Annotated in this window: 27 protein-coding genes; 21 read left to right on the forward strand and 6 right to left on the reverse strand. The window is 75.4% G+C overall.

Features of this window, described 5'->3' with window-relative positions; all coding sequences use genetic code 11:
* The 7 genes from infB to ACFPBZ_RS28045 form a co-directional block, all read left to right on the forward strand.
* On the forward strand, window positions 1–2,199 hold a 2,199-nt coding region (gene infB / locus ACFPBZ_RS28015), incomplete at its 5' end, for a translation initiation factor IF-2 (RefSeq protein ID WP_378039400.1).
* Window positions 2,200–2,228: 29 nt separating this feature from the next.
* Window positions 2,229–2,525, forward strand: a complete 297-nt coding sequence (locus ACFPBZ_RS28020; protein ID WP_378039401.1) for a DUF503 domain-containing protein — start codon at window positions 2,229–2,231, stop codon at window positions 2,523–2,525.
* 28 nt (window positions 2,526–2,553) lie between these two features.
* Window positions 2,554–3,039: a 30S ribosome-binding factor RbfA gene (rbfA, locus tag ACFPBZ_RS28025; RefSeq protein ID WP_378039402.1), complete on the forward strand. Its 486-nt coding sequence runs from the start codon at window positions 2,554–2,556 to the stop codon at window positions 3,037–3,039.
* Window positions 3,040–3,077: 38 nt separating this feature from the next.
* Window positions 3,078–4,022 carry a DHH family phosphoesterase gene (locus ACFPBZ_RS28030; protein ID WP_378039425.1) on the forward strand — a complete coding sequence of 315 codons (945 nt, stop codon included), beginning with the start codon at window positions 3,078–3,080 and terminating at the stop codon, window positions 4,020–4,022.
* Window positions 4,019–5,350, forward strand: a complete 1,332-nt coding sequence (locus ACFPBZ_RS28035) for an MATE family efflux transporter (protein ID WP_378039403.1) — start codon at window positions 4,019–4,021, stop codon at window positions 5,348–5,350. Before ACFPBZ_RS28030 ends, ACFPBZ_RS28035 begins: the two co-directional genes overlap by 4 nt.
* A gap of 52 nt (window positions 5,351–5,402) precedes the next feature.
* The gene (gene fabG, locus ACFPBZ_RS28040) at window positions 5,403–6,164 is read left to right on the forward strand and encodes a 3-oxoacyl-ACP reductase FabG (RefSeq protein WP_378039404.1); all 762 of its coding nucleotides are present in this window, start codon (window positions 5,403–5,405) and stop codon (window positions 6,162–6,164) included.
* 52 nt (window positions 6,165–6,216) lie between these two features.
* Window positions 6,217–6,921 (forward strand): hypothetical protein, encoded by a 705-nt coding sequence (locus ACFPBZ_RS28045; protein ID WP_378039405.1) that lies wholly within the window; start codon window positions 6,217–6,219, stop codon window positions 6,919–6,921.
* 4 nt (window positions 6,922–6,925) lie between these two features.
* On the opposite strand, the gene ACFPBZ_RS28050 is transcribed toward ACFPBZ_RS28045, so the two are convergent.
* Genes ACFPBZ_RS28050 through ACFPBZ_RS28060 form a run of 3 tightly spaced genes read right to left on the reverse strand, consistent with a single transcriptional unit; the run spans window position 6,926 to window position 9,223 of the window.
* A complete protein-coding gene (locus ACFPBZ_RS28050) occupies window positions 6,926–7,534 on the reverse strand; it encodes a response regulator (RefSeq protein WP_378039406.1) in 609 nt (202 codons plus the stop codon).
* Window positions 7,535–7,550: 16 nt separating this feature from the next.
* Window positions 7,551–8,612, reverse strand: coding sequence for a sensor histidine kinase (locus ACFPBZ_RS28055; RefSeq protein ID WP_378039407.1), 1,062 nt, complete (start codon window positions 8,610–8,612; stop codon window positions 7,551–7,553).
* Window positions 8,609–9,223 (reverse strand): hypothetical protein, encoded by a 615-nt coding sequence (locus tag ACFPBZ_RS28060; RefSeq protein WP_378039408.1) that lies wholly within the window; start codon window positions 9,221–9,223, stop codon window positions 8,609–8,611. Before ACFPBZ_RS28060 ends, ACFPBZ_RS28055 begins: the two co-directional genes overlap by 4 nt.
* A 97-nt stretch (window positions 9,224–9,320) precedes the next feature.
* Here ACFPBZ_RS28060 and truB point away from each other — a divergent pair, with 97 nt between their 5' ends.
* The 7 genes from truB to dapB all read left to right on the forward strand — a co-directional run bounded on the left by truB (window position 9,321) and on the right by dapB (window position 16,929).
* Complete coding sequence (gene truB, locus ACFPBZ_RS28065) at window positions 9,321–10,244, forward strand: tRNA pseudouridine(55) synthase TruB (protein WP_378039409.1); 924 nt, start codon at window positions 9,321–9,323, stop codon at window positions 10,242–10,244.
* A 110-nt stretch (window positions 10,245–10,354) separates the two neighbouring features.
* Window positions 10,355–11,323 carry a bifunctional riboflavin kinase/FAD synthetase gene (locus ACFPBZ_RS28070; RefSeq protein WP_378039410.1) on the forward strand — a complete coding sequence of 323 codons (969 nt, stop codon included), beginning with the start codon at window positions 10,355–10,357 and terminating at the stop codon, window positions 11,321–11,323.
* The gene (locus ACFPBZ_RS28075) at window positions 11,320–11,841 is read left to right on the forward strand and encodes a 2'-5' RNA ligase family protein (protein WP_378039411.1); all 522 of its coding nucleotides are present in this window, start codon (window positions 11,320–11,322) and stop codon (window positions 11,839–11,841) included. The genes ACFPBZ_RS28070 and ACFPBZ_RS28075 overlap by 4 nt, the downstream gene beginning before the upstream one ends.
* A gap of 149 nt (window positions 11,842–11,990) precedes the next feature.
* The gene (rpsO, locus tag ACFPBZ_RS28080) at window positions 11,991–12,260 is read left to right on the forward strand and encodes a 30S ribosomal protein S15 (protein ID WP_378039412.1); all 270 of its coding nucleotides are present in this window, start codon (window positions 11,991–11,993) and stop codon (window positions 12,258–12,260) included.
* Window positions 12,261–12,470: 210 nt separating this feature from the next.
* Complete coding sequence (locus ACFPBZ_RS28085; RefSeq protein ID WP_378039413.1) at window positions 12,471–14,828, forward strand: polyribonucleotide nucleotidyltransferase; 2,358 nt, start codon at window positions 12,471–12,473, stop codon at window positions 14,826–14,828.
* A gap of 50 nt (window positions 14,829–14,878) precedes the next feature.
* Window positions 14,879–16,171: a M16 family metallopeptidase gene (locus ACFPBZ_RS28090; RefSeq protein WP_378039414.1), complete on the forward strand. Its 1,293-nt coding sequence runs from the start codon at window positions 14,879–14,881 to the stop codon at window positions 16,169–16,171.
* Window positions 16,168–16,929 carry a 4-hydroxy-tetrahydrodipicolinate reductase gene (gene dapB, locus ACFPBZ_RS28095; protein ID WP_378039415.1) on the forward strand — a complete coding sequence of 254 codons (762 nt, stop codon included), beginning with the start codon at window positions 16,168–16,170 and terminating at the stop codon, window positions 16,927–16,929. The genes ACFPBZ_RS28090 and dapB overlap by 4 nt, the downstream gene beginning before the upstream one ends.
* Before the next feature lie 69 nt (window positions 16,930–16,998).
* Here the strand turns inward: dapB and ACFPBZ_RS28100 are convergent, their stop codons facing one another.
* Window positions 16,999–17,583 carry a GNAT family N-acetyltransferase gene (locus tag ACFPBZ_RS28100; protein ID WP_378039416.1) on the reverse strand — a complete coding sequence of 195 codons (585 nt, stop codon included), beginning with the start codon at window positions 17,581–17,583 and terminating at the stop codon, window positions 16,999–17,001.
* 108 nt (window positions 17,584–17,691) lie between these two features.
* On the opposite strand from ACFPBZ_RS28100, the gene ACFPBZ_RS28105 reads away from it, so the two are divergent.
* Window positions 17,692–18,183: a beta-class carbonic anhydrase gene (locus ACFPBZ_RS28105; RefSeq protein WP_378039417.1), complete on the forward strand. Its 492-nt coding sequence runs from the start codon at window positions 17,692–17,694 to the stop codon at window positions 18,181–18,183.
* Window positions 18,180–18,947 carry a hypothetical protein gene (locus ACFPBZ_RS28110; RefSeq protein WP_378039418.1) on the forward strand — a complete coding sequence of 256 codons (768 nt, stop codon included), beginning with the start codon at window positions 18,180–18,182 and terminating at the stop codon, window positions 18,945–18,947. The genes ACFPBZ_RS28105 and ACFPBZ_RS28110 overlap by 4 nt, the downstream gene beginning before the upstream one ends.
* Window positions 18,948–18,965: 18 nt before the next feature.
* Here ACFPBZ_RS28110 and ACFPBZ_RS28115 read toward each other — a convergent pair whose 3' ends face one another.
* Complete coding sequence (locus tag ACFPBZ_RS28115) at window positions 18,966–19,235, reverse strand: hypothetical protein (RefSeq protein ID WP_378039419.1); 270 nt, start codon at window positions 19,233–19,235, stop codon at window positions 18,966–18,968.
* A 112-nt stretch (window positions 19,236–19,347) separates the two neighbouring features.
* Between ACFPBZ_RS28115 and ACFPBZ_RS28120 the strand changes: the two genes are divergently transcribed.
* Both ACFPBZ_RS28120 and ACFPBZ_RS28125 read left to right on the forward strand, forming a co-directional pair.
* Window positions 19,348–20,604 carry a winged helix-turn-helix domain-containing protein gene (locus tag ACFPBZ_RS28120; protein WP_378039426.1) on the forward strand — a complete coding sequence of 419 codons (1,257 nt, stop codon included), beginning with the start codon at window positions 19,348–19,350 and terminating at the stop codon, window positions 20,602–20,604.
* A gap of 145 nt (window positions 20,605–20,749) precedes the next feature.
* The gene (locus ACFPBZ_RS28125; protein WP_378039420.1) at window positions 20,750–21,682 is read left to right on the forward strand and encodes a thermonuclease family protein; all 933 of its coding nucleotides are present in this window, start codon (window positions 20,750–20,752) and stop codon (window positions 21,680–21,682) included.
* Between the two features lie 15 nt (window positions 21,683–21,697).
* On the opposite strand, the gene ACFPBZ_RS28130 is transcribed toward ACFPBZ_RS28125, so the two are convergent.
* A complete protein-coding gene (locus ACFPBZ_RS28130) occupies window positions 21,698–22,690 on the reverse strand; it encodes an NAD-dependent epimerase/dehydratase family protein (protein WP_378039421.1) in 993 nt (330 codons plus the stop codon).
* Between the two features lie 157 nt (window positions 22,691–22,847).
* On the opposite strand from ACFPBZ_RS28130, the gene ACFPBZ_RS28135 reads away from it, so the two are divergent.
* From ACFPBZ_RS28135 to ACFPBZ_RS28145, 3 genes are all read left to right on the forward strand, one after another.
* Complete coding sequence (locus tag ACFPBZ_RS28135) at window positions 22,848–24,026, forward strand: inositol-3-phosphate synthase (RefSeq protein WP_378039422.1); 1,179 nt, start codon at window positions 22,848–22,850, stop codon at window positions 24,024–24,026.
* The gene (locus tag ACFPBZ_RS28140) at window positions 24,023–24,949 is read left to right on the forward strand and encodes an HD domain-containing protein (RefSeq protein ID WP_378039423.1); all 927 of its coding nucleotides are present in this window, start codon (window positions 24,023–24,025) and stop codon (window positions 24,947–24,949) included. Before ACFPBZ_RS28135 ends, ACFPBZ_RS28140 begins: the two co-directional genes overlap by 4 nt.
* On the forward strand, window positions 24,946–25,779 hold an 834-nt coding region (locus tag ACFPBZ_RS28145), incomplete at its 3' end, for a class I SAM-dependent methyltransferase (RefSeq protein ID WP_378039424.1). The genes ACFPBZ_RS28140 and ACFPBZ_RS28145, both read left to right, overlap by 4 nt.

Raw genomic sequence — 25,779 nt, forward strand, 5'->3', positions numbered from 1 at the left:
GGCGGCACGGGCGGCGCGACCCCGGGCAACATGCCCCCGCGCCCGAACCCCGGCATGATGCCGGCCCGCCCGGCCGCTCCCCCCGGTCGCGGTGGCCCCGGCGGTCGTCCCGGCGGTGGCCCCGGCGGTCGTCCCGGTGGTGGCCCCGGCGGCCGTCCCGGTGGCGGCGGCGGTGGCTTCCGTCCCGGTGGCGAGGGCCCCGGTGGCGGCGGCGGTGCGCCCGCGGGCGGTTTCCGCGGTCGTCCCGGTGGCGGCGGTGGCCGCGGTCGTGGCGGCGGCGCCGCCGGTGCGTTCGGTCGCGCCGGAGGACCGGTCCGTCGTGGTCGCAAGTCCAAGCGCCAGAAGCGCCAGGAGTTCGACAACATGCAGGCGCCGTCGGTCGGCGGTGTCCGCCTGCCGAAGGGCAAGGGCGAGACCGTCCGACTGCCCCGCGGCGCGTCGCTGACCGACTTCGCGGAGAAGATCGACGCGAACCCGGCCTCGTTGGTCCAGGTGCTGTTCCACCTGGGCGAGATGGTCACGGCCACCCAGTCGGTGTCCGACGACATCCTCGAGCTGCTCGGCGGCGAGATGAACTACCACGTGCAGGTCGTGTCCCCCGAGGAGGAGGACCGCGAGCTGCTGGAGTCGTTCTCGCTCACCTACGGCTCCGACTTCGGTGACGACGACGACCTCGAGGCGCGTCCCCCGGTCGTCACGATCATGGGTCACGTCGACCACGGGAAGACGCGTCTGCTGGACACGATCCGCAAGACGAAGGTCGCCGAGGGCGAGGCCGGTGGCATCACGCAGCACATCGGCGCCTACCAGGTCGACACCGAGCTCGAGGGTGTCGAGCGGGCCATCACCTTCATCGACACCCCGGGTCACGAGGCGTTCACCGCCATGCGTGCCCGTGGCGCGAAGTCCACGGACATCGCGGTGATCGTGGTGGCGGCCGACGACGGCGTCATGCCGCAGACGGTGGAGGCGATCAACCACGCCCAGGCGGCCGACGTGCCGATCGTGGTCGCGGTGAACAAGATCGACAAGGAGGGGGCCAACCCCTCCAAGATCCGCCAGCAGCTCACCGAGTACGGCCTGGTCGCCGAGGAGTTCGGCGGCGACACGATGTTCGTCGACATCTCGGCACGCGAGAACATCAACATCGACGGGCTTCTCGAGGCCGTTTTGCTCACCGCGGACGCCTCGCTCGACCTGCGGGCCAACCCCGACATGGAGGCCCAGGGCGTCGCGATCGAGGCCCACCTCGACCGTGGCCGCGGCCCCGTCGCCACCGTCCTCGTCCAGCGCGGCACGCTCCGCGTCGGCGACTCGGTGGTCGCCGGCGACGCCTCCGGCCGTGTGCGCCGGATGCTCGACGAGTTCGGCGGGGACGTGAAGGAGGCGCTGCCCTCCCGCCCGGTCCAGGTCATCGGCTTCACGTCGGTGCCCGGCGCGGGCGACACCTTCCTCGTCGTCGACGAGGACCGGGTGGCCCGCCAGATCGCCGACCGGCGCCGCGCCCGCGAGCGCAACGCCGAGCTCGCCAGCCGCCGCAAGCGCATCTCGCTCGAGGACCTCGACGCCGCGCTGAAGGAGACGAACGAGCTCAACCTGATCATCAAGGGTGACAACTCGGGAACCGTCGAGGCTCTCGAGGACGCACTCACGAAGATCGACGTCGGCGAGGAGGTGCAGCTGCGCGTGCTGCACCGTGGCGTCGGTGCGATCACCGAGGGCGACATCAACCTCGCGATCGCGTCCAACGTCATCGTCATGGGCTTCAACGTCCGCGCGGAGGGCAAGGCCACCGAGCTGGCCAACCGCGAGGGCATCGACATCCGCTACTACTCGGTCATCTACCAGGCGATCGACGAGATCGAGGCGGCCCTCAAGGGCATGCTCAAGCCCATCTACGAGGAGGTCGAGCTCGGCACCGCGGAAATCCGCGACGTCTTCCGCTCCTCGCGGATCGGCACGATCGCGGGTTGCCTGGTGACCGAGGGGATCATCCGCCGCAACGCCAAGGCACGCCTGGTGCGCGACGGAGCGGTGATCGCCGAGAACCTGACGATCAACTCCCTGAAGCGGTTCAAGGACGACGCGACCGAGGTCCGCGACGGCTACGAGTGCGGTCTGACGCTCGGGTCGTTCAACGACATCAAGGTCGACGACAAGATCATGACCTACGAGATGCGGGAGAAGCCGCGCGAGTGACGGTCACGATCGGTCGGGGGCGCTGACGGATGTTCGTCGGCGCCCTCGAGCTCGACCTGCTGCTCGGCGACGTCGGGAGCATCAAGGAGAAGCGCTCCGTGGTGCGCCCGGTCGTCGCCGAGCTGAAGCGCAAGTACGCGGTCTCGGTCGCCGAGGCCGGACACCTCGACCTCCACCGCCGCGCCCTCATCGGCGTGGCGGTGGTGGCCGCGGACGCGGGGCACGTCACCGAGGTCCTCGACCACTGCGAGCGCCTGGTGAGTTCCCACCCGGAGTTCCAGGTGCTCTCCGCGCGGACCCGGTGGCTGGGACCGCACGACGAGTAGATCCCACAGCAGGAGGTAGGCCGCCCCGATGGCCGATGCACCGCGGGCCCGCCGGCTCGCCAAGCGGATCATCCAGATCGCCGCGTCGACGCTGGAGCACGAGGTCAAGGACCCGCGGCTCGCGATGGTGACGATCACCGACGCCCGCCTCACGGGGGACCTCCGCGAGGCCACCGTCTTCTACACCGTCTACGGCGACGACAACGCCCGGCAGGCGAGCTCGCTGGCGCTCGACAGCGCCAAGGGCGTCGTCCGCACCGCCGTCGGCCGGCAGACCGGGGTGCGCCACACCCCGTCGATCACCTTCGTCATGGACGCGGTGCCCGAGGGTGCCGCGGCGATGGAGGAGCTCCTCGCCGGGGCCCGCGCGGCCGACGCGGAGGTCGCCTCGATCGCCGCCGGTGCGGCGTTCGCGGGCGAGCCCGACCCCTACCGCAAGCCGGCGGAGGAGGACGACCTCCTCGACGACGAGGAGCCCGACGAGGAGCCCGACGCCCGGTCGGACCGGGTCTAGTGGCCCCGCGGGCGGTCACGCTCGACGAGGCCGCCGCGATGCTCGCGGCGGCCTCCGACGTCGTGCTCCTCGCGCACGTGAACCCGGACGCCGACGCGCTCGGCAGCGCCCTGGCCCTCGGCCTCGCGCTGCACCGCCGCGGCACGGGCGTCCACGTCTCGTTCGGCGCCCCGGACCGCCCGGCGGAGTCGCTGCGCGCCCTCGACGCCGACGGCCTCGTCGTGCCGGTCTCGGCCGTGCCCGAGGCGCCCGAGCTGCTCGTCGTGCTCGACACCGGCAGCGTCGACCGGCTCGGCCCGCTGGCCTCGCGGGTCGACGCCGCGGGCGCGACCCTCGTCGTCGACCACCACGTGTCCAACGGCGGCTTCGGCACCCACTTCCTCGTCGAGCCCACGGCCGAGGCGACCGCGGTGATCGTCCTGGGGCTGCTCGACGCGCTCGGCGCCCCGCTCGACCTCGCCATCGCGCGCTGCCTCTACGCGGGCCTCGTCACCGACACCCGCAACTTCCGCGCCGCCTCGGCGAGGACCCATGACATGGCGGCCCGGCTGCTGGTGGCGGGCGTCGACGCCGAGGCCGTCACGCGCCCGCTGCTCGACACCCACCCGTTCTCGTGGCTCGGGATGCTCTCGGCGGTGCTCTCCACCGCGACCCTGGAGCCCGACGAGGCCCGCGGTCTCGGCCTCGTGTGGGCCTGCGCCGGGTCCGAGCACATCGAGGGCGGCCGGCAGGAGGAGGTCGAGAGCATCATCGACGTGCTGCGGACCACCGCCGAGGCCGAGGTGGCGATGGTGCTCAAGCAGGTCGGGCCCGCCCGCTGGCGGGCCAACCTGCGCTCCAAGGGCGGGCTCGACGTGGCCGCGGCCGCCGCGACGATGGGCGGCGGCGGGCACTACTCCGCGTCCGGCTTCACCGCGGACGGCCGGGTGGCGGACGTGGTGGAGGAGGTCCGGCAGGCCCTCGCGTCGGCCCCCCTGCTGTGACCACTCCTCCCGGGAGCACCCCGCTCGACGCGGGGCCCGGCCGCGTCCTCTCGCTCTCCGCCGCGGCCCTGGTCGTCCTGGTCGCCGAGCCGCTCTACCTGCTCGTCGACACCGCCGTCGTGGGGCGCCTCGGGGCGCTGCCGCTCGGCGCGCTCGCCGTCGGGGCCGTGGTGCTCGCCCAGGTGTCGTCGCTGGGCACCTTCCTCGCCTACGGCACCACCGCCCGCGCCGCCCGGGCGTTCGGCGCCGGCCGCCGGGACCGGGCGATCGCCGAGGGGGTCGCCGCGACGTGGCTGGCCCTGCTCGCCGGGGTCGCGGTGATCGTCGTCGGGCAGGTGGTCGCGCGGCCGGTGGCCGAGGCCCTCGGCGACGGCGGCCTGCTGGCCGACGAGGCCGTGTCCTGGATGCGGATCGCGCTCTGGGGCGCGCCCGGCATCCTCGTCGCGATGGCCGGCAACGGCTGGATGCGCGGCGTGCAGTCCACGCGCGCCCCCGTGGTCGTCGTGCTGGCCGGCAACGGGGCGTCGGCGGTCGCCTGCCCGATCCTGGTGCACGGGACCGGGCTCGGGCTGCAGGGCTCCGCGATCGCGAACGTCGGGGCGCAGTCGATCGTGCTCGCGCTGTTCGTGGGGGCGCTGGTCCGCGAGGCGGTGCGGCTGGGGGTGCCGCTGCGCCCCGTTCCCGACGACCTCCGGGCCCAGCTCGGCCTCGGCCGCGACCTGCTGCTGCGCAGCCTCGCCTTCCAGGCCTGCTTCCTGTCCGCGACCGCGGTGTGCGCGCGCTTCGGGGCGCCCTCGGTCGCCGCGCACCAGGTGGTGCTGCAGCTCTGGACGTTCATGGCGACGGTGCTCGACTCGCTCGCGATCGCGGCCCAGCAGCTCGTCGGGGCGGCGCTCGGCGCGTCGGCGGCGGGGTCGGTCCGGGCGGTGACGACGCGGGTGACCGGCTACGGGATCGTGCTCGGGACCGCCGCCGGGGTGGTGTTCGCGGCCCTGGCGGGCGTGCTGCCGCGGGTGTTCACCCCCGACGCCGCGGTGCTCGCGACGATCCCCGCCGCGTGGTGGTTCTTCGTCGCGCTCCAGCCGGTCGCCGGGTTCGTGTTCGCCCTCGACGGGGTCCTCCTCGGCGCCGCGGACGCCGCCTTCCTCGGCCGCCTGACGCTGGCCTGCGCGCTGTTCGGCTTCCTCCCCGTGATCTGGGCGTCGCTGGCGTTCGGCTGGGGTCTCGCCGGGGTGTGGGCGGGCCTCTCGCTGTTCATGCTCGGGCGCGCTGTCGGGGTGGGGCTGCGCGCCCGCGGGGACGGCTGGATGGTGACCGGTCCGGCGTGAGGTGCAGGATGGTGAGCGTCTACCCGCCGGTATCCCAGGAGGTTCGCCCGACATGACCGCCCCCAGCTCCCGCGTCGCCGTCGTCACCGGGGCCGCCCGCGGGCTCGGTGCCGCGACCGCGCTGCGCCTGGCCGCCGACGGGATGGCCGTCGCGGTGATCGACCTCGAGGAGAGCGCCGCGAAGGGCACCGCGGACGCGATCACCGAGGCCGGCGGGCGCGCGATCGCGGTCGGGGCCGACGTCGCCGACGCCGCGGCGGTCGACGCCGCCGTCGAGCGGATCGTCGCCGAGCTGGGCCCGCCCACGGTGCTGATCAACAACGCCGGGATCACGCGCGACAACCTGCTGTTCAAGATGAGCGAGACCGACTGGGACTCGGTCATGAACGTGCACCTGCGCGGCTCGTTCCTCATGACCAAGGCCTGCCAGGGCCACATGGTCGCCGCCCAGTGGGGCCGCATCGTGAACCTCTCCTCCACCTCGGCGCTGGGCAACCGCGGCCAGGTGAACTACTCGGCGGCCAAGGCCGGCCTGCAGGGGTTCACCAAGACGCTGGCCATCGAGCTGGGCCGGTTCGGCATCACCGCGAACTGCGTGGCCCCCGGCTTCATCGCCTCGGAGATGACGCGGGCGACCGCGGAGCGGCTCGGGCAGGACTGGGAGGAGTGGCAGGCCGCGCGGGCCAAGGAGATCCCCGTGCAGCGCGTCGGCGTGCCCGAGGACATCGCGAACATGGTCGCCTTCTTCGTCGGCGAGTCGGCCGGGTACGTCTCCGGCCAGGTCATCTACGTCGCGGGCGGCCCGAAGGTCTGACCCGGGGCCGACGGGATCAACACTGTCGGGGGGTCGTGCTCCCATCGGGGGCATGACGGGTGATGCCGGGGCGTCGGCGTGGGTGGACGAGGTCCGGGAGCGGTGGCGGGCGCTGGGGGTGCTCGCCCTGCTCGAGGACGCCGTCGCGGCCGTGTGGGAGCGCAACGTCGCGCGGCACGACCCGGGGGTCGCGGGCGACACGGCCATGACCCTCGGGATCACCTCCTCGGAGAACCTGCGGTCGCGGCTGCTCGCGGCCGCGGGGGAGTGGGTCGACCGTGGCGTGGCCATCCGCGCGCCGTGGAACTCGCTCACGCTCACCCACGAGCAGGTGGTGCTCCACCTGATGAAGGCCCCGCCGCGCGCGGGCAGCTCGCCCGACTTCGCCACGCTGCGCTGGGAGGGCGAGCTGCGCACGGCCGCGGCGGTCGAGAACGGGTGGGGCTACGCCCCGGAGGGCGGGCAGCTCGCGTTCGAGGGCCTGCCGGCCCCGCGCCGGGCCCCCGACGACGAGGCCGGGCTCCGGCACGTCGTGCTCGTCTGGACCGGCGACCCGGCCACGGCCGTCACCACCGGGCGGCTGGCGGTGCCGTGGCAGCCGCCCGCCGAGGGTCCCGACGACGAGGGTCGCTGGCTGGCGGTGCTGCCGGTCTGGTCGCACGGGCCGGGCGACGTCCCGGCGCCGCCGCGCGTCCCGGCCGTGTCGATCCCCTTCGGGGCCGTGTCGCCCGGCGGGCCCCCGCGGCGGGACACATGACCGGCTAGACCCACCCCTGGTCGCGGGCGGCGCGGTAGGCGGGGGTCCGGCCGTGCACCCCCAATTTGCCGGCCGCCGCGGAGAGGTGGTTGCGCACCGTCCCCGGCGAGAGCCGGAGCCGGCGGGCCACCTCCCGCACGGGCCGGTCCTCGCCGGCGGCCGCCAGGACCTCGGTCTCGCGCGGGGTCAGGGGCGAGGGCGGGACCGTGAGGGCGTCGGCGGCGAGTACCGGGTCGACGTAGCGGCCGCCGTCGTGGACCCGGCGGACGACGTCGGCGAGCGCGGTGCCCGGGGCGCCCTTGGCCAGGAACCCCCGCGCCCCGGACGCGAGCGCCTGCCGCAGCACCGCCGGCCGACCGTGGCCGGTCAGGACCACCACCCGGCAGCTCGGCAACGCCCGCGCCAGCTCCTCGACGACGCCGAGGCCGTCGAGGACGGGCATCTGCAGGTCGACCACCACCACGTCGGGGCGGTGGGCGAGGGCGGCCTCGACCGTGCGCCGGCCGTCGCCCGCGGCGGCGACCACCTCGAGGTCGTCCTCGCGGGCGAGCAGGCCCACGAGCGCCTCGCGGATCAGCTCCTCGTCCTCCCCGAGGACCACCCGGACGGTCACGGGGCCGGCTCGGCGGTCACGGGGCCAGCTCGACGGTCAACCGGAACTCCTCCTCGTCGCGCTCGGCCCGTACCCGCGCCCCCAGGAGCCGGGCGCGCTCGGCCAGCCCCGCCAGCCCGGTCCCGGTGGGTCCCGACGGCGCCGGGCCGACCCCGTCGTTGGCGATCGTGAGGTGCACGCCCGGGCCGTCGTCCTCGAGCACCACGCGACACCGTCGAGCCCGGCTGTGGCGCAGCACGTTCGTCACACCCTCGCGCACCGCGGCGGCCAGCAGCTGCGAGGCCGCCGCCGACACCGGGGGCGACGTGGACCGGACGGTGACGTCGATCCCGGCCGAGCCCAGGACCAGCTCGGCCCCGGTCAGCTGCTCGGCGAGGTCGACCGTGCCGTACCCGTGCACGGTGGTGCGCACCTCGGCGAGGGTCCGGGAGGCGAGCTCCTGGCTCTCGTGGTCGCCGGCGAGCTCGGCGCGCAGCGCGAGGACCCCGAGCCGGTGGGACAGCACGTCGTGGAGGTCGCGCGACATCCGCAGCCGTTCCTCCGCGACCGCCAGACGGGCCTGCGCCTCGCGTCCCTCCTCGGCCCGCCGCAGCACCCCGAACATCCACACGACGACGGCCATCAGCGCGCCCGACGCGAGCGCGGCGACGGCCGCGAAGACGAGGCCGTCCCGCGGGTCGCCGGGCCCGGCGAGCGCGGCGACCACCACCCCGAGGGCACCGAGGGCCGCGACCGGGGGGCGCAGCACCGCCAGCGCGCCGACGGAGAAGCCGGCCAGCCACGCCCACGGCTCGTCGCCCGGGCCCGCCGCGGCCACGAGCACCGGCCACGCGGCGGCGGTGACGAGGAGCAGCGCCACCGCCCACGCCCCGCGCGCCCGGTCCTCGACCCAGGGCGTCACGGCGGCGCGCAGCCCCAGCGCGTGGACCGCCGTGTGCACCGCGAGCACCGCGACGACCGCCACCGTCCCCGCCGGGGTCCGCGGCGCCACGAGGGATGCGACGAGCGCGGTGGCGCCGGCCACGTCCCCCAGCAGGACGACGAGGACGACGGCGCGTACCCGGCCGCTCGCGCTCACGGGGCCGAGCATGCCGCGAACAGCACCAGCTGGACAGCCACGAGGACGTCGACGACCGCGCACCACTCTGCGAAGGTCGGCGAGACGACCGTGCGCCGCCGCAGGTGCACGAGGTCCCAGACCCCGTGCGCGAACCACGCCGCCGCGAGCGGCCAGACCCCGATCTCCGGCGGCAGCGTGGTGACGAGGACCGCGACGGCCCCGAAGACCAGCAGGCCCGCGCCCTGGACGAGCATCGTGCGCCGGCCGGCGGGGTGCCGGTGGCGGACGAGGCCCGCGCCGAGCACCGCGGTCGCCGCCACCAGCACCACCGTGCGGGGATCGACCGCGCCCAACACCCCGACCAGCACGAAGCCGACCGTGCCGAGGACGACCACCGGCCACGTCGCCCGGGGCCGGCCGAGCGCCGCCACCACCACGTACGCGGTGGGGAGCAGGACCAGCGGCGGGGCCAGGGCGTCCACGGTCCCGCCCCCGGCCGTGAGCGCGGACATCAGCACCGCCAGGGCGGTCGGCCACCGGCGCACCCACCAGGGCCGGCGGCGGGGTGGATGTCCGGGCGCCGGGTGGGGAGCGGTGGTCACGGTCCGGGTGCGGTCGTCGTCCGTCATGGTCCGACCGTCGCCCGGGGCGGCGCCCACCCGGCCCGGGAGCGTGTCACGGGCACCCGTGACGTCCCGGGGGACGGGCGGGGGATGATCCGGGGCGATGAACCCCGGTAGAGCCCGCCGTCCCGCGCCCCCGCCCGGCCTCCTCGTCGTCGACAAGCCCGCGGGCTGGACGTCGCACGACGTCGTCGGGAAGGCCCGCGGCCTCGTCGGCACCCGCAAGGTCGGCCACGCGGGCACGCTCGACCCGATGGCCACCGGGGTGCTGGTGCTCGGGATCGAGCGGGCGACCAAGCTGCTCGGCCACCTCGCGCTCGACACCAAGACCTACCTCGCCACGATCCGGCTGGGCGTCGCGACCACCACCGACGACGCGGAGGGCGAGGAGCTCTCCGCGGCCGATGCGGGTGGGGTCACCGACGCCGCGATCGACGCCGGGGTGGCCGCGCTCACCGGCGACATCTCCCAGGTGCCGAGCACCGTGTCGGCGATCAAGGTCGACGGGCGGCGCGCCTACGAGCGGGTCCGCGCGGGGGAGGAGGTCGAGCTGGCGGCCCGCCCCGTGCGCGTCGGCCGCTTCGACGTGGTCGACCGCCGCCGGGAGGGCGCCGTGCTCGACCTCGACGTCGTCGTCGACTGCTCGTCGGGCACGTACGTCCGGGCGCTGGCCCGCGACCTGGGGGCCGGTCTCGGCGTCGGCGGGCACCTCACCGCGCTGCGCCGGACGCGGGTCGGCCCGTTCACCCTCGCCCACGCGCGCACGGTCGAGACCCTGGTGGGCGAGGCGGAGGGCGACGCGGGGCGCGCGAGCCTCTCGCTCGACCTCGACGCCGCGACCGACACCGCGTTCCCGCGCCGGGACGTCGACGCCGCCGGGGCCGACGACCTCGCGCACGGGCGGCCGCTGCCGGCCTCGGGGGTGCCCGGCACCACGGCGGTGTTCGGGCCCGACGGCCACGTGGTCGGCCTCGTCGCCGACTCCGACGGGCGCGCGCGCCCGGTCCTGGTGCTCGCCCCGGCGTAGGCGTGGGGCCGGTCGCCGGGTGACGCCCGCCCGCCCGCACGGTCCCGCGCGACGCCCGCCCGTACGCTGACGCCGTCGGATCGACAAGGCACCCCGGAGGCCCGAGGCACGTGCAACGCTGGCGCGGACGTGACGGCGTCCCCCCGGGCTGGGGTCGCTGCGTGGTGACCATCGGGGTCTTCGACGGGGTCCACCGGGGCCACCAGCAGCTGATCGGCCGCGCGGTCGACCGGGCCCGGGAGCTCGGAGGCCTGCCGACCACCCTGATCACCTTCGACCCGCACCCCAGCGAGGTCCTGCGCCCCGGCTCGCACCCGGCGCAGCTGACCACCCTGGCCCGCCGGGCCGACCTCGTCGCGGGGCTGGGCGTCGACGCGTTCTGGGTGCTGCCGTTCACCACCGACTTCGCCCGCGTGGCGCCCGACGAGTTCGTGCACGAGCTGCTGGTCGACCGCCTGCACGCCTCCGCGGTCGTCGTCGGGCGGAACTTCACCTACGGCTACAAGGCCGCCGGGGACGTGACCGAGCTGCAGCGCCTCGGGCAGCGGTTCGGGTTCGAGGCGATCGGGCTCGACCTCGTCGCCGAGGGCGTCGGGCCCGACGGCGGGGGCGGGCCGCCGGTCACCTTCTCCTCCACCTACATCCGCAGCGCGGTGGCGGCCGGGGACGTCGCCGGCGCCGCCGTGGCCCTCGGGCGCCCGCACCGCGTCGAGGGCGTGGTGGTCAAGGGCGACCAGCGGGGCCGCGAGCTCGGCTACCCGACCGCCAACGTCGCCGTCACCGCCCACGCCGCCGTCCCGGCCGACGGGGTCTACGCGGGCTGGTTCGTCCGCACCCGCGAGGGCGGGGTCGAGGAACGGCTGCCGACCGCGGTCTCGGTGGGCACCAACCCCACCTTCTCCGGGCAGGTCCGCACCGTCGAGGCGTTCGTCCTCGACCACAGCGAGGACTTCTACGGTCAGCGGGTGGGGGTCGACTTCGTCGGCCGGGTCCGCGGGATGGAGCGCTTCGACTCGGTCGAGGAGCTGATCGTCGCGATGGACGGCGACGTCGCGAACACCCGCAAGCTCCTCGAGTGACCCGCTGCTTCGTCGCGGTCCTTCCCGACGAGGCCGTGAACTGCGCCGTGGACCGCGCGGTCGCCGCCGCGGTCGGGCCGGGCTCGCCGTGGCGCCCGGTGGCCCCGGAGCGCCGGCACGTCACGCTGCGCTTCCACGCCGACGCGGACGCCGGGGAGCTCGCGGACACCCTGCGTCCCCGGGTGGCGGGCCTGCCCGCCCCGACGCTGCGCCTCGAGGGGGCCGGGATCTTCGGCACGGTGCTGTGGCTCGGGGTCCTTCCCGTCCTTCCCGACGATGCGCGGCGCTGGTCGGGGCTGCTGGCCGCGGTCGGCGAGGACCCGGCCGGGCACGTCGCGCACCTCACGGTCTGCCGGGCGCGGGAACGGCCGGGTGCGGTGCCCGCCGGACTGGAGGGTCGTCATGGGCCGTCGTGGACCCCCGGGGAGGTCGTGCTGGTGGCGAGCGGGGTGCCCCACCGGGTGTTGGAGCGGTTCCCGCTGGTGGGCGGGGGCGAGGCTGTCGGACCCGGTCGGTAGACTCGGCAGTGATCCGGCTGCGGTCCGTGGCGGCCGGACGCCCGACACCGGCCGCGAGGCCGTCGTCGGGATCGACACACGGTACCGGGCGGGCGGCCACGAGGGCCGTCGGCACGGGCAGTCCCCGAACACCGAGGAGCACCACCGACGTGGCACTGACCACCGAGCAGAAGAAGGACATCCTCTCCGAGTACGGAGTGCACACCACCGACACGGGTTCGCCCGAGGCCCAGGTGGCGCTGCTGACCAAGCGGATCGTCCAGCTCACCGAGCACCTGAAGATGCACAAGCACGACCACCACTCCCGCCGCGGCCTCCTGCTGCTGGTGGGACGGCGTCGCCGGCTGCTGAAGTACGTGGCCTCGGTCGACGTCTCGCGCTACCGCTCGCTCATCGAGCGTCTCGGCCTGCGCCGCTGACACCCGGGCCGCCCGCGTCACCCGACGCGGGCGGCCCGTCGGCACCACCCACACCTGAACACGAGCCCCGCCACCGCGTCGCCCCGACCCGGCCCGGTCCTCGGTAGTGGCCCCCGGAACACCGTCTCCGGGGGCTTCGATCGAAGACCGGTCACGTCGGTGGACGGCCGGGGAGCGCGGGGCCAGCGGAATCCAGGAGGATCCCCACCCATGGCGAACTCCGCCACACCGGCCGTCGTCGACACCGAGACCGGGGTCCACGAGACCACCGCCGTCCTCGACAACGGCGCCTACGGCACCCGCACGATCCGCTTCGAGTCCGGCCGCCTCGCCCGCCAGGCCGCCGGCGCCGTCGTCGCCTACCTCGACGAGGAGACGATGCTCCTCTCGGCGACCACCGCGTCGAAGCGCCCGAAGGACAACTTCGACTTCTTCCCGCTCACCGTGGACGTCGAGGAGCGGATGTACGCGGTCGGGCGCATCCCCGGCTCGTTCTTCCGCCGCGAGGGCCGCCCGTCGACCGACGCGATCCTCACCTGCCGGCTGATCGACCGCCCCCTGCGTCCGACGTTCACGTCGAACCTGCGCAACGAGGTCCAGGTCGTCATCACGGTCCAGAGCCTCAACCCGCAGGACCCCTACGACGTGCTCGCGATCAACGCCGCGTCCGCGTCCACGCAGATCTCGGGCCTGCCCTTCGACGGCCCCGTCGGCGCCACCCGCATGGCCCTGATCAACGGCCAGTGGGTCGCGTTCCCCACGTGGGAGCAGCTCGAGGGCGCCGTGTTCGACATGGTGATCGCCGGCTCGCTCACCGCCGACGGCTCCGACGTCGCGATCTCCATGGTCGAGGCCGAGGCCACCGAGCGGACGATCCAGCTCGTCGCGGACGGCGCCCAGGCGCCGACCGAGGAGGTCGTCGCCGCCGGTCTCGAGGCCGCGAAGCCGTTCCTGCGCACGCTGTGCGAGGCGCAGAAGAACCTCTACACCTCGCTGGGCACCACGACGAAGGACTACCCGACCTTCCCGCCCTACCAGTCCGACGTCCTCGACGCCGTGACCTCCGCGGCGGGCGACGACCTCGACCGCGCGATGGCCATCCCCGGCAAGCAGGACCGCGACGAGGCGCAGGACGCCGTCAAGGAGCGCCTGGTCTCCGAGCTGGCCCCGAAGTTCGAGGGTCGCGAGAAGGAGATCGGCGAGGCGTTCCGCTCGCTGACCAAGTCGACGGTGCGCCGCAAGATCCTCACCGAGGGCTTCCGCATCGACGGCCGCGGCGTCACCGACATCCGGCCGCTGGCCGCCGAGGTCGAGGTCATCCCGCGGGCGCACGGCTCGGCGCTCTTCGAGCGCGGCGAGACCCAGATCCTGGGCGTCACCACGCTGAACATGCTCCGGCTCGAGCAGAACATCGACTCGCTCGGCCCGGAGACCACCAAGCGGTACATGCACCACTACAACTTCCCGCCGTTCTCCACCGGCGAGACCGGCCGCGTGGGCTCGCCCAAGCGCCGCGAGATCGGCCACGGCGCGCTCGCCGAGCGCGCCCTCATGCCGGTCCTGCCGACGCGCGAGGAGTTCCCCTACGCGATCCGCCAGGTCTCCGAGGCGCTGGGCTCCAACGGCTCGACGTCGATGGGCTCGGTCTGCGCCTCGACGATGTCGCTGCTCAACGCCGGTGTGCCGCTGAAGGCGCCGGTCGCGGGCATCGCGATGGGCCTCGTGTCCGGCGAGGTCGACGGCACCGAGACCTTCGTGGCCCTCACCGACATCCTCGGCGCGGAGGACGCGTTCGGCGACATGGACTTCAAGGTCGCCGGCACGAAGGACTTCGTGACGGCCCTGCAGCTCGACACCAAGCTCGACGGCATCCCCTCCGAGGTGCTCGCCAAGGCGCTCACCCAGGCCCGCGGTGCCCGGCTCGCGATCCTCGACGTCATGGCCGAGGCCATCGACACGCCCGACGAGATGAGCGAGTTCGCGCCGCGCATCACCACGGTGAAGGTCCCCACCGACAAGATCGGCGAGGTCATCGGCCCGAAGGGCAAGATGATCAACTCGATCACGGAGCAGACCGGCGCCGACATCTCGATCGAGGACGACGGCACGATCTACGTCGGTGCGGCGGACGGGCCCAGCGCCCAGGCCGCGGTCGACATGATCAACGCCATCGCCAACCCGCAGATGCCGAAGATCGGCGAGCGCTACCTCGGCACCGTCGTCAAGACGGCCGCCTTCGGCGCGTTCGTCTCGCTGGTGCCCGGCCGTGACGGCCTCGTCCACATCTCGAAGCTGGGCGGCGGCAAGCGCATCGGCAAGGTCGAGGACGTCGTGAACGTCGGCGACAAGATCCGCGTCGAGATCACCGACATCGACAACCGCGGCAAGATCAGCCTCCTGCCCGTCAAGGAGGAGGACGCCGCCGCGGCGGCCCCGGCCGACGCCGACTCGAACGGTGCCGGGACCCCCGAGGGCGTGGGGGTCGGCGCCGAGGGCGCGGGCGCCCAGCCCGCCGAGGACGCCTCCACGGGCGCCGTCAGCGGTGCCATCGGCGGAGACCGCTCCTGACCTCCCTCGCGTACTCCGGGCTCGCGGTCACCGACCACCCGGCCCCCGGCGTGGCACGGACCGTGCTGCCCGGGGGCCTGCGGGTGGTCACCGAGCACGTCCCCGGGGCCCGGTCGGCCGCCGTCGGCCTCTGGGTCGACGTCGGCTCGCGCGACGAGCAGGGCTTCGACCCCTCGTCGCGGGGAGCCGCGCACTTCCTCGAGCACCTGCTGTTCAAGGGCACCGCGCGGCGCTCGGCGCGACGGATCGCCGAGGAGCTCGACGCGGTCGGTGGTGACCTCAATGCGTTCACCACCAAGGAGCAGACCTGCTTCTACGCCCACGTCCTCGACACCGACGTGGCCCTCGCGGTCGACGTCGTGTGCGACGTGGTCCTCAACGGCGTCATGGCGGCCGAGGACGTCGAGCTCGAGCGCGACGTCGTCCTCTCCGAGATCGCGGGCCGTGACGAGGATCCCGAGGACCTCCTCGCCGACGACTTCGACGACCTCCTGCTGGGCGAGCACCCCCTCGCCGGGCCGGTGGTCGGCTCGGAGGAGTCGGTCACGGAGATGTCCCGCGACGTCATCGCCCGGTTCCACGCGGCCCACTACGTGCCGTCGCGCTCGGTCCTCGCGGTCGCCGGGAACGTCACGCACGCGAGCGTGCTCGAGGCCGTGGTCGAGGCGTTCGGCGACCGGCTCACCGGGGGGATCGACGACGGGTGGGTCCGGCCGGACACGGCCGTCGTCGTGCCGACCCCCGCGCAGCGCCTCGCGGTGCGCGACGAGGACACCGAGCAGGCCCACGTGATGCTCGGCGTGCCCTCCCTGCGCCGCGGCGACCCGCGGTGGGAGGCCCAGCTGGTGCTCTCCACCGTGCTCGGCGGCGGCACCAGCTCGCGGCTGTTCCAGGAGATCCGGGAGAGCCGCGGCCTGGCCTACTCCGTGTACTCGGCGGCCACCGGCTACTCCGACCTCGGCGTGCTCAACGTGTACGTGGGGTGCGCGCCCGACCGGCTCGGCACCGCGGCCGGCGTCCTGCGCACCCAGCTCGCCGAACTCGCCCGCCATGGTGTCACCGACGACGAGCTGGTCCGTTCGCGCGGCCAGCTCCGCGGCGAGTACGTCCTGGGGCTCGAGGACACGCCCAGCCGGATGAGCTGGCTGGGCCGTCGCGAGCTCGAGGGCGCGCGTCTGCCGCTCGACCTCACCGAGGCGCTCGCCCGGGTCGACGCGGTCACCTCGGCCGACGTCGCCGACCTGGCCGCGGACCTGTTCGACACGCCGGTGACCGCGGCGGTCGTCGGGCCCTACGCTGACGCCGACGATCTCCCCGACGAGTTGCGTGAGGTAGCCGGATGACCGCGGTCGAACCAGTCCGGGTCGGCGTGCTCGGCGCCCGGGGCCGCATGGGCACCGAGGTGTGCCGTGCGGTCGAGGGCACCGAGGATCTCGACCTGGTGGCGATGGTCGACGAGGGCGACTGGCTGTTCTCCCTCGCCGACGCCGACACCCAGGTCGCCGTCGACTTCACCCACCCCTCGACGGTGGCCGACAACATCCGGTTCTGCATCGACCAGAACATCCACTGCGTCGTCGGGACCAGCGGCATCGACTCCGCGCTGCTCGACACCATCCGCGGCTGGCTCGAGCCCAAGCCCGAGCTCGGCGTGATGGTGGTGCCGAACTTCGGGATCGGCGCGGTGCTCTCCATGCGCTTCGCGGCCCAGGCGGCGCGCTACTTCGAGTCCGTGGAGATCGTCGAGCTGCACCACCCGAACAAGGCCGACGCCCCCTCGGGCACGGCGTACCGCACCGCGCAGATGATCGCCGAGGCGCGGGCCGACGCCGGGCTCGGACCGGGTCCCGACGCCACCACGCACGACCCCGACCACGCCCGCGGCGCCGTCGTCGACGGGGTGCACGTCCACGCGGTGCGCATGGCGGGCCTGGTCGCCCACCAGCAGGTCATGCTCGGGACGGCGGGGGAGACCCTGGTCATTCGCCACGACTCGCTCGACCGCGCCTCGTTCATGCCCGGCGTGCTGCTGGCGGTGCGCTCGGTCGCCTCGCGCCCCGGCCTCACCGTGGGTCTCGAGTCGGTCCTGGACCTCGATTAGGAGCGAACGGCACTCCCGCTGCTTCTATGTGAGCAAGAGTGCCGCTCGCTCCACCACGGGTACCGCCGATCAGAGCAGCGGGAGACCCAGGTCGGCCGCCGTCGGCTCCGGGGCGAACTCGAGGTCGAGCGGCCCGCCCAGGCGGACCTCGCGCAGCGGACGCCCACCCGCGTCGAGGGTGCGCACCGTACCGTCGGGCGCCCACCCGGCCCGCGAGTAGAAGGCCCGCGACGCCGCGTCGCGCTCGGGCACCCAGGTGATCCCCCGGATGGCCCCGCCCTCGCGCAGGGCCGCGGCCGTCGACACGAGCAGCCGCCCGCCGTGCCCGCGCCGGCCCCACCGCGGCGAGACCAGCAGGGTGGCGACGAGGCCGACCGAGCCGGCGTCGTCGGGCACCGACCCGACGGCGTCCGCGGTGTCCTCGGGGGCCGCCGGCCCGGCGAGCGCGAACCCGACGACCGCCGTCCCCTCGGTGGCCACGACGAGGCCCGCGACCGACCGCGCCCACGCGGCGGCGACCGCCTCGTCGTCGAACCCCTCGGTCAGCCCGGCGGGCAGGAAGGACGCCCAGGCCCCGGTCCAGACCTCGCGCTGCACGGCCGTGACGGCGGCGGCGTCGTCGGGGGTGGCCGGGCGGACGTGGGCGATCGCCATGCCGACGGATCCTAGGCGGCTGTCACGGCCGTCACGCCCCCACACCGGGAGAACCGGACGTCGGGAAGGATCACCGTCGACACCCACGCCGACACCCAGGGAGCGCCGTTGTCCGTCACCGACGAACTGCTCGCCGCGAACTCCACCTTCGCCTCGTCCTTCGACGACGGTGGGCTGCCCGGCCCGCCCTCGCGCCACGTCGCGGTCGTGGCCTGCATGGACGCCCGCCTCGACGTCTGGCGCGCGCTGGGCCTCGGGCAGGGCGAGGCGCACGTCATCCGCAACGCGGGCGGGGTGATCACCGACGACGTGCTGCGGTCGCTGACGATCAGCCAGCGCAAGCTGAACACGACCGAGATCGTGCTCGTCCACCACACGAAGTGCGGGATGGCGACGTTCTCCGACGACGACTTCGTCGGCGAGCTCGAGCAGGAGTGCGGACAGCGGCCCGGCTGGGCCCCGGGCGCCTTCGGCGACACCGAGCAGGACGTGCGCGAGTCGCTCGCCGCCGTCCGCTCGTGCCCGTTCCTGCTGCACACCGACGGGGTGCGCGGGTTCGTCTACGACGTCGACGCGGGCACGCTCACCGAGGTCGAGTGAGCGGCTTCGGGGTGGTCGCGGAGATCGACGTCCCGCACCGCCCCGACCTCGACCCGGTGCGCCGCCAGGTGGCCGCGCTCGCCCCTCTGACCGACCACGTCCTCGCCCCGGACAACCCGACGGGGCGGGCGGCGGTCTCGGGCGTCGCCGTCACCGCGGTGGCCCGCGAGGCGGGGGCGCGGGTGACGGCGGTGCTGAACGCCCGCGACCGCAACCGGCTCGGGCTGCGCCGCGACCTGCTCGGGCTGCTCGCGCTCGGCGTGCGGGAGGTGCTGCTGCTGCGCGGCGACCCGCCCGACGACGCCGCGGAGGACGGGCCGCTCGGCGTGCGCGCCATGCTCGACGAGGCCCGCGCGCTCGCCGACGAGCACGACGTCGACCTGCGGATCGGGCTCGTCGCCCCGCTGGGGAAGCCGTTGGCGCGCTGGAAGCGCTCGGCCGACACGCTGTGGCTGCCGCCGTCGTTCTCGGTGGGCGCCGTCGAGCGGTGGCGCGAGGAGGCAGGGGTGGACGTCCCGGTGCGGGCCGGGGTGATGGTGGCGACGGGCCCGAGGATGGCCGACGGCGTCGCCCGCGCGATCCCCGAGCTCGAGCTCCCCGAGGGCCTGCTCGACGCCCTGCACGACGATGCCGACGCCGGCGTCGACGCCGCCTGCGAGCACGTGCTGGCACTGCGCGCCGCCGGGGTGGTCGACGGCGTGCACCTGGTGGCGGTCAGCCGGGCGGGCGAGGTCGCCCGCCGGCTCGCGCCGCTCCTGGCCTGACCGGGCGGGCCGCGGGCGCTAGGCCGGACGCGGGAGGGGCAGGACGGGCGACTCGTCGTCGGCCAGGCGGACCGTGGCCGACGCGGGGTGCTCGACGAGCGCCAGCACCCGGGAGGACATGAACCGCGCGGTGCGCACGGGGGTGCCGCCGCGGGTCACCTCGCTCACCTCGACGACGCCGCGCCCGTGCGCCACCTCCACCCGACGACCCGCGCGGGTCGCCGTCACGTCCCAGGTCCGCGTGGTGCCACCGGCGTCCACGACGATCTCGACACGATCACCGATCATGGGCTCTCCTTCACACTGTTCTCCCTGGTCAACGCCGGTGCGAGCCCCTCGATTCCCGTCGTCGTCGGGGGTGGCTGGCACCATCACCGCCGTGGCGGGAGCACCGGAGCGGATGGGCGCGGCGGCCGCGCGGCGGGCCGTCCTGGGAGCGCAGGGCCTCGACGCGCCGCCCCGGCCCGGCGCGCCCGACCGCGGGGCGCTCCGGCGGCTCGTGCGGCACCTGGGGCTGCTGCAGCTCGACTCGGTGAACGTCGCCGTCCGGGCGCACTACGCCCCGGTGTTCGCGCGCCTCGGGGCGTACGACCGGGACGTCCTCGACGCGCTCGCCTGGCCGCAGGACGCGGCCGACCGGCGCCGGCGGGCGTTCGTCGAGTTCTGGGCGCACGAGGCGAGCCTCATCCCGGTGGAGGACTGGCCGCTGCTGCGCTGGCGGATGCGCGACAACACCGCGCGCTCCAGCCGGTGGCTCGGCAACGCGATGGACCACCGGCCCGACATCCTCGACGCCGTGCACGCCGCCGTCGCCGCGCACGGGCCCCTCGAGGCCCGGGAGGTCGAGGCGGTGCTGGGCGACGGCGGCGAGCGCCGCGCCCGGGCCCACGGCGGCTGGTGGCACCGCTCCGACGTCAAGGTCGCCTGCGAGCACCTGTTCGCCACCGGGGTCCTCACCACGGGGACGCGCCGCGGCTTCCGGCGCGCCTACGCGGTGACCGAGGACGTCGTCCCGCCCGACGTGCTGGCCCGCGAGCCCGACCGGGCGGAGTCGATGCGCGAGCTCACGCTGCGGGCGGCCGCGGCCCACGGCGTCGCCACGGAGCCCGACCTGCGCGACCACTACCGGCTGCCGCCGGCCGAGAGCCGGGTCGCGGTGCGCGAGCTCGTCGACGCGGGGGAGCTGGAGCCGGTCGAGGTCGACGGCTGGGGCGCCCCGGCCTACCGCCTCCCCGGCACGCGCGTGCCGCGGCGGATCACCGGGCGGGCGCTGCTCGCGCCGTTCGACCCGCTGATCTGGTTCCGGCCGCGCACCGAGCGGATCTTCGACTTCACCTACCGCATCGGCATCTACACCCCGGCCGAGCAGCGCACCCACGGGTACTACGTCTTCCCGTTCCTGCTCGACGGGCAGCTCGTCGGCCGCGTCGACCTCAAGACCGACCGGGCCGCGGGGGTGCTGCGGGTGCCGGGCGCGTTCGCCGAGCCCGAGTGCGCCGTCCGCGGCGCCGACACCGACCGGGTGGCCGGCGAGCTGGCCGGCGCCCTGCGCGACATGGCGGCCTGGCTCGGGCTCGACGACGTCGTGGTGGAGGGCGGACCGCTCGCCCCGCAGCTCGTCCGGGCCCTGGACCGGCCCGCGGAAGCCGGCGGTTGAGCCGCTCGGGGCAGCGGCTGGGCCGGGGGGAGCGGCGGCGCTCGGGCAAGCAGCGCAACTTCGGCACGGTCCACATGGGGCGGGAGGAACCGGGTCACCCACGCCCGGGGCCCGGGGCGGGCTCGTGCCGGGGTGGATGGACTGGATGGACGACGACGTCGACACGCACGACGAGGTCCGCGGCAGCATCCCGCTGCCGCGTCGCGGACCCCGGCAGCACCGGATCATCCGGGCGCACGACGACCTCTACGGCGAGGACGCCCGCGAGGACGAGGACACCGATCGCGAGGCGGGGGACACCGACCCCGGGGCGGGGCGGCAGGGGTGGACCGACGTCGCGCAGCGCGAGCGCTCGGCGGCGCTGGCCCGGACGGTGACGGCGCGCCGCCGCGACCCGGCGGACGAGCCCCCGGCGGCCCGGCGCGCGCCCGAGGACGACGGTGACGCCGCGAGGGAGTCCGTCCCGGCCCCGGCGCCCGACGACCGCACACCCGACCCGGCCCCGGCAGCGACCGGCCGGACCCGGCAGATCCGGTGGCGCCGCACCCTCGTCGTCGGGCTGGTGCTGATCGCCTTCGCCGTCGGCCTCGGCGCCGGGCTGCTGCTCGCCCCGGCGGGTGGGGCTCCGGCAGGACCCCCGCCGCTCCCGTCCCGGGCGACCCTGGCCGGGGACGTCGCGGGCGTGGCCGACGGCGCCACGATCACCGTGCTGGTCGACGGCCGGAGCGTGGAGGTCGCGGTGCTCGGGCTCGCCCCGCAGGGCACCGGCGACCCGGCGCGCCCGGCCCCGTGCGGGGCCGACACGGCCACGGCCTTCGCGCGCGACACGCTGCTCGGCCGGCGCGTCACGCTCGTCCCGGAGCCGGTCGGACCCGAGACCGACGCCGCCGGGCGGCGGTTCGCCTACGTGGTGCTCGGCACCCAGCAGAACTACACCGACCTCGCGCTCCTGGAGGGCATCACCCGCTGGGACACCTCGCGGTCCTTCACCTACGGGCAGGTGTTCGCCCGGGAGGAGGCGTCGGCGCGGGCGGCCTCGCTGGGCATCTGGGGAGCCCCCTGCCGCACCGCCCGCTGAGCGGGCACGGGGCGCTCACCGTCCGGCGACCAGGGCCCGTTCGAACTCCGGGTCGAATCCGGCCGCGAGCTCGGTGCGCCCCTCGTCGCGCAGCCACGCGAGCACGTCGCGGGCGGTGTCCTCCGCCGGCCGGAACCGCAGCCCCTCCGCGATCGCCGCCGACGAGTCGATCGCGTCCTGCGGGATCTGGTCCTCGGGGAACCACAGGGGGCGGGCCTCCTCCTCGACGTCGCGCAGGCCCTCGCGCAGGTACCGCTCCCCGGCCCAGGCCCACTCGACGTCGCCGACCGAGCCCCCGGCCGCGCGCAGGCAGGCGTCGAGGACCGCCGACAGCGGCTGGGCCCGGCCGGGCCCGACGGTGTCGAACACGCCCTCGGCGCGGCGGGCGAGCACGTCGACCGCGAAGGCGGCGATGTCGCGGGCGTCGCTGTACTGCACGACACGGGCGGGGTCGCCCGGGGCGAGCACCGTGCGGTCGGCGTCCCTGGCCAGCGCGCGGGCGAGGCGGACGGGCCACCAGGTGAACCGGTCGCTGGGGTCGTGCGGGCCCACCATCACCCCCACGCGGAACACCGGGGCGGGGCCGGAGAAGTGCTCGGCCACGGCCGCCTCGGCGCCGAGCTTCGCGAGCGACCGCTCCTGGAGCGGGTCGTCGTCGGCGGCCTCGCCCTCGCGTCGCACCGGGTCGCCGGCGCCCGGGATCCGCGGCCCCGCGGGGTGGTAGACGCTCATCCCCGAGACGTAGCCGTAGGCCCCGACCGCCCCGGACAGCAGCCCCGCCGTCGCGGCGACGGCGTCGGGATCGGAGAACGTGTCGAGCACGGCGTCGAACTCGCGGCCGTGCAGGGCGGAGAGGTCGCCCTGGCGGTCGCCGGTGAGCACCGCCACCCCGTCGACGGGGGCGGACCCGCCCCGCGAGAAGACGGTGACGTCGTGACCGGCGTCGAGGGCGGCGGTGACGGCGTGGCGGCCCAGGAAGGCGCCGCCGCCGAGGACGAGGAGCTGCACCGGCCTGGCTACCCGCCCGGGGGCGACGTTTCACGTCCCCGCGGCGAGGGGCTCCCCGGTGCTGGCGGGTCGTCCCGCCGACGGTCCGGCCGCGCGGCGGCGGACGCGTCGAACACCCGGATTCCTCCGGGTGGGTCAGCAACGAGGAGGACATCGGGTGTCGGACGAGCAGCGCAAGGTCGGGGTGGCCGTCATCGGAGTCGGTGGCGCGGTCGCCACCACCGCCATCGCGGGGGTGGAGCTGCTCAAGGTGGGGGCCTGTGGGACCGAGGGGCTCCCGCTCGCGGACGTGACGTCGCTCGTGCCCTACACCTCGCTCGTCTTCGGCGGGTGGGACCTCGACGGGGACGACCTGGCGAAGGCGGCGCACCTGCACGGGGTGCTGGAGCCGCGCGTGGTCGAGGCGGCGGGCGCGGGGCTCGCCGCGGTCAGCCCGTGGCCGGCCGTCGCCGACCCCGAGTACTGCCGCAACGCCCGCGGCGCCAACGTGATCCCGGTGTCCTCGGTCCGCGGGCGGGTCGACCACGTCCGCGCCGACCTCGAGCGCTTCCGCATCGAGCACGACCTCGACCGCGTGGTCGTCGTGAACCTGGCCTCCACCGAGCGCTGGCCCGACCTGACGCTGCCGTCGCTGCAGACGCCCGAGGCGTTCGCCGCCGCGGTCGACGCGGACGACCCGGTGATCAGCCCGAGCATGGTCTACGCCTACGCCGCGATCCTGTCCGACTGCCCGTACGTGAACTTCACGCCGAGCGCGTCGGCCGACATCCCGGCCCTGCTCGAGCTCGCCCTGCAGCGCGACGTTCCGGTGTCGGGCAAGGACGGCAAGACCGGCCAGACGATGATGAAGACGGTCCTGGCGCCCGCGTTCCGCTCGCGCGCCCTGCACGTCGACGGCTGGTACTCCACCAACATCCTGGGCAACCGCGACGGCCAGATCCTCGACGACGCCGACTCGCTGTCGAGCAAGCTGCAGACCAAGGGCACCGTTCTCGACTCGTGCCTGGGCTACCCGGTCGAGGACCACGTCGTCCGGATCGACTACTACCGCCCGCGCGGGGACGAGAAGGAGGCCTGGGACAACATCGACCTGACCGGCTTCCTCGGGCAGCGCATGCAGATCAAGGTCGACTTCCTGTGCCGCGACTCGATCCTGGCGGCGCCGCTGGTGCTCGAGCTCGTCCGCCTGTCCGACGAGGCCGCCCGCCGCGGCGAGGGCGGCGCGCAGGAGCAGCTCGGCTTCTTCTTCAAGGCCCCGATCACGCGCGACGGCTCCGCGCCGGAGCACGCCCTCTACCGGCAGGAGCAGGTGCTGCGCGAGTGGCTCGCCCGGTGAGCACCCCCGCCGGAGCCGGGGCACCGGAGGCCCCGGACGGTCTCGGCGGGCTCGTCGGGCTGTTCCGCGAGATCGGTGACCTCAAGCGGGTCCACGTCGCGGGCCGCCCCGGCTCGATCGCCGACCACGCCTTCCTGCGGGCCTGGTCGGCGCTCGTCGCCGGGGAGGACCCGACGGCGGTGGCCGACGCGGAGTGCGCGGCCGCGGTCGCCGGGGCGCGGCTCGCCGGCCTCGACGCGACCGTCCTGCGCGACGCGGGCCTCCCCGCCGACGAGGCCCGCGCCGTGCGGACCCGCGCGATCGACGAGGTCGGCGCCCCGCTGCCCGACGACCTGCGCAAGCGCCTGACGGCGGCGCCCGACCCCACCGAGGACACGGGGTCGGCGCCGGCGTTCGCCGCGACGCTCGTCGACCAGCCGCGGGCCGGCGCCACCGCGCCCGGCCGGGCCCGGCTGATCGTCGAACCGCCGGAGGACCACGGCGAGCACTGCTGGGCGGTCGCGGTCTACGGCGCGCTGCTGGCCGGGGCGGTCGACGCCGACCCCGGCGAGGCGTTCCTGCTGGGGCTGGCCCACCACCTGCACAACGTGGCCATGCCCGACGCCGGGTTCGCCGGGGAGATCCTGCTCGGCGAGCACCTCGGGCCGATGCTGGAGCGGCTGACCGAGCACGAGCTCGAGTCCCTGCCGACGGCGCTCGCGAAGCGGGTCCGGGCCCTGCTCGGCGCCCGGGCCGACGCCGACACCCCGCTCGGGCGGGCCTTCCACGCGGCCGACGTGCTCGACCGCGTGCTGCAGGTCCACCACCACGCCCGGGCGGCCGCATTCGTCGCCCGCGACGCGCTGGTCGACCTCGAGCTCGTGCACGTGTCCCCGGTCTCGGCCTACCACGACGCCGTCCTCACCACGGCGGGCCTGCTGTGACCCTCCTCGACCCGGTGTCCCGGAGGCCGCTCTCCACGGACACCCCGCACTCGCTCACCGACGGCGAGCGACGGTGGCCGGTCCTCGACGACGTGCCCTACCTGCGGGTGGGGCGCGAGGAGATCGTCGGGAAGGCCCTCGAGGCCCTGGACGACGGCCGCGTCGGCGACGCCGCCGCGGTGCTGCTGGCCGACAACGACGACTGGTGGGACGAGGCGCCACCCCCGCCCGACGCCCTCGCCGCCGCCTACGACGCGGCGGCGGACGAGGCCACGACGCTGCGCGACGCGGTCACCGCCCTCGGCCTCGGCCGGGTCGGTGACTACTTCCTGCACCGCGACCACGACCCGTCGGGGCTCGCGGTCACCGCGCTCGTCGCCACCCACCCGCCCGCGGGACGCCCGGTGGTCGACCTCGCCTGCGGCGCGGGGCACCTCCTGCGCCGCCTCGCGCTCGCCCCGGGCGCCACGCGGGCGACCGGCGTCGACATCGTCTTCGCCAAGCTCTGGCTGGCCCGGCGATTCGTGCTGCCACCCGGGGACACCCGCCTGGTCTGCGCCGACCTGCGGGCGCCGTGGCCGCTGGCGCCCGAGGGCGACGCGTGGGTCTCCTGCCACGACGCGCTGTACTTCCTCGACGACCCGGGCGACGTGCTCGACCGCGCCGCCGCCCTCGCCGGCGACGGCGGGGCCGTGCTGGCCGCGCACTGCCACAACGCCGAGCACCCCCTCGGCGCCGCGGGCCGCCCGTACCGCGGCGTCGAGTGGGCGGCGCTGCTGCCCGGCGCGCTCACCTACGCCGAGGAGGAGCTCACCGCGGCCGCCCTCGAC

It is taken from the genome of Actinomycetospora atypica, from assembly GCF_042653685.1.
Lineage (GTDB): Bacteria > Actinomycetota > Actinomycetes > Mycobacteriales > Pseudonocardiaceae > Actinomycetospora > Actinomycetospora atypica.

Excerpts from the sequence above, each read along its gene's own strand:
- ACFPBZ_RS28085 (WP_378039413.1), top strand. The coding sequence starts at position 12,471 with ATGGCGAACTCCGCCACACCGGCCGTCGTCGACACCGAGACCGGGGTC.
- dapB (WP_378039415.1), top strand. The coding sequence starts at position 16,168 with ATGACCGCGGTCGAACCAGTCCGGGTCGGCGTGCTCGGCGCCCGGGGC.
- ACFPBZ_RS28030 (WP_378039425.1), top strand. The coding sequence starts at position 3,078 with ATGCTCGCGGCGGCCTCCGACGTCGTGCTCCTCGCGCACGTGAACCCG.
- ACFPBZ_RS28120 (WP_378039426.1), top strand. The coding sequence starts at position 19,348 with ATGGGCGCGGCGGCCGCGCGGCGGGCCGTCCTGGGAGCGCAGGGCCTC.
- ACFPBZ_RS28115 (WP_378039419.1), bottom strand. The coding sequence starts at position 19,235 with ATGATCGGTGATCGTGTCGAGATCGTCGTGGACGCCGGTGGCACCACG.
- ACFPBZ_RS28045 (WP_378039405.1), top strand. The coding sequence starts at position 6,217 with ATGACGGGTGATGCCGGGGCGTCGGCGTGGGTGGACGAGGTCCGGGAG.
- ACFPBZ_RS28060 (WP_378039408.1), bottom strand. The coding sequence starts at position 9,223 with ATGACGGACGACGACCGCACCCGGACCGTGACCACCGCTCCCCACCCG.
- rbfA (WP_378039402.1), top strand. The coding sequence starts at position 2,554 with ATGGCCGATGCACCGCGGGCCCGCCGGCTCGCCAAGCGGATCATCCAG.
- ACFPBZ_RS28125 (WP_378039420.1), top strand. The coding sequence starts at position 20,750 with ATGGACGACGACGTCGACACGCACGACGAGGTCCGCGGCAGCATCCCG.
- ACFPBZ_RS28020 (WP_378039401.1), top strand. The coding sequence starts at position 2,229 with ATGTTCGTCGGCGCCCTCGAGCTCGACCTGCTGCTCGGCGACGTCGGG.
- ACFPBZ_RS28100 (WP_378039416.1), bottom strand. The coding sequence starts at position 17,583 with ATGGCGATCGCCCACGTCCGCCCGGCCACCCCCGACGACGCCGCCGCC.
- fabG (WP_378039404.1), top strand. The coding sequence starts at position 5,403 with ATGACCGCCCCCAGCTCCCGCGTCGCCGTCGTCACCGGGGCCGCCCGC.
- truB (WP_378039409.1), top strand. The coding sequence starts at position 9,321 with ATGAACCCCGGTAGAGCCCGCCGTCCCGCGCCCCCGCCCGGCCTCCTC.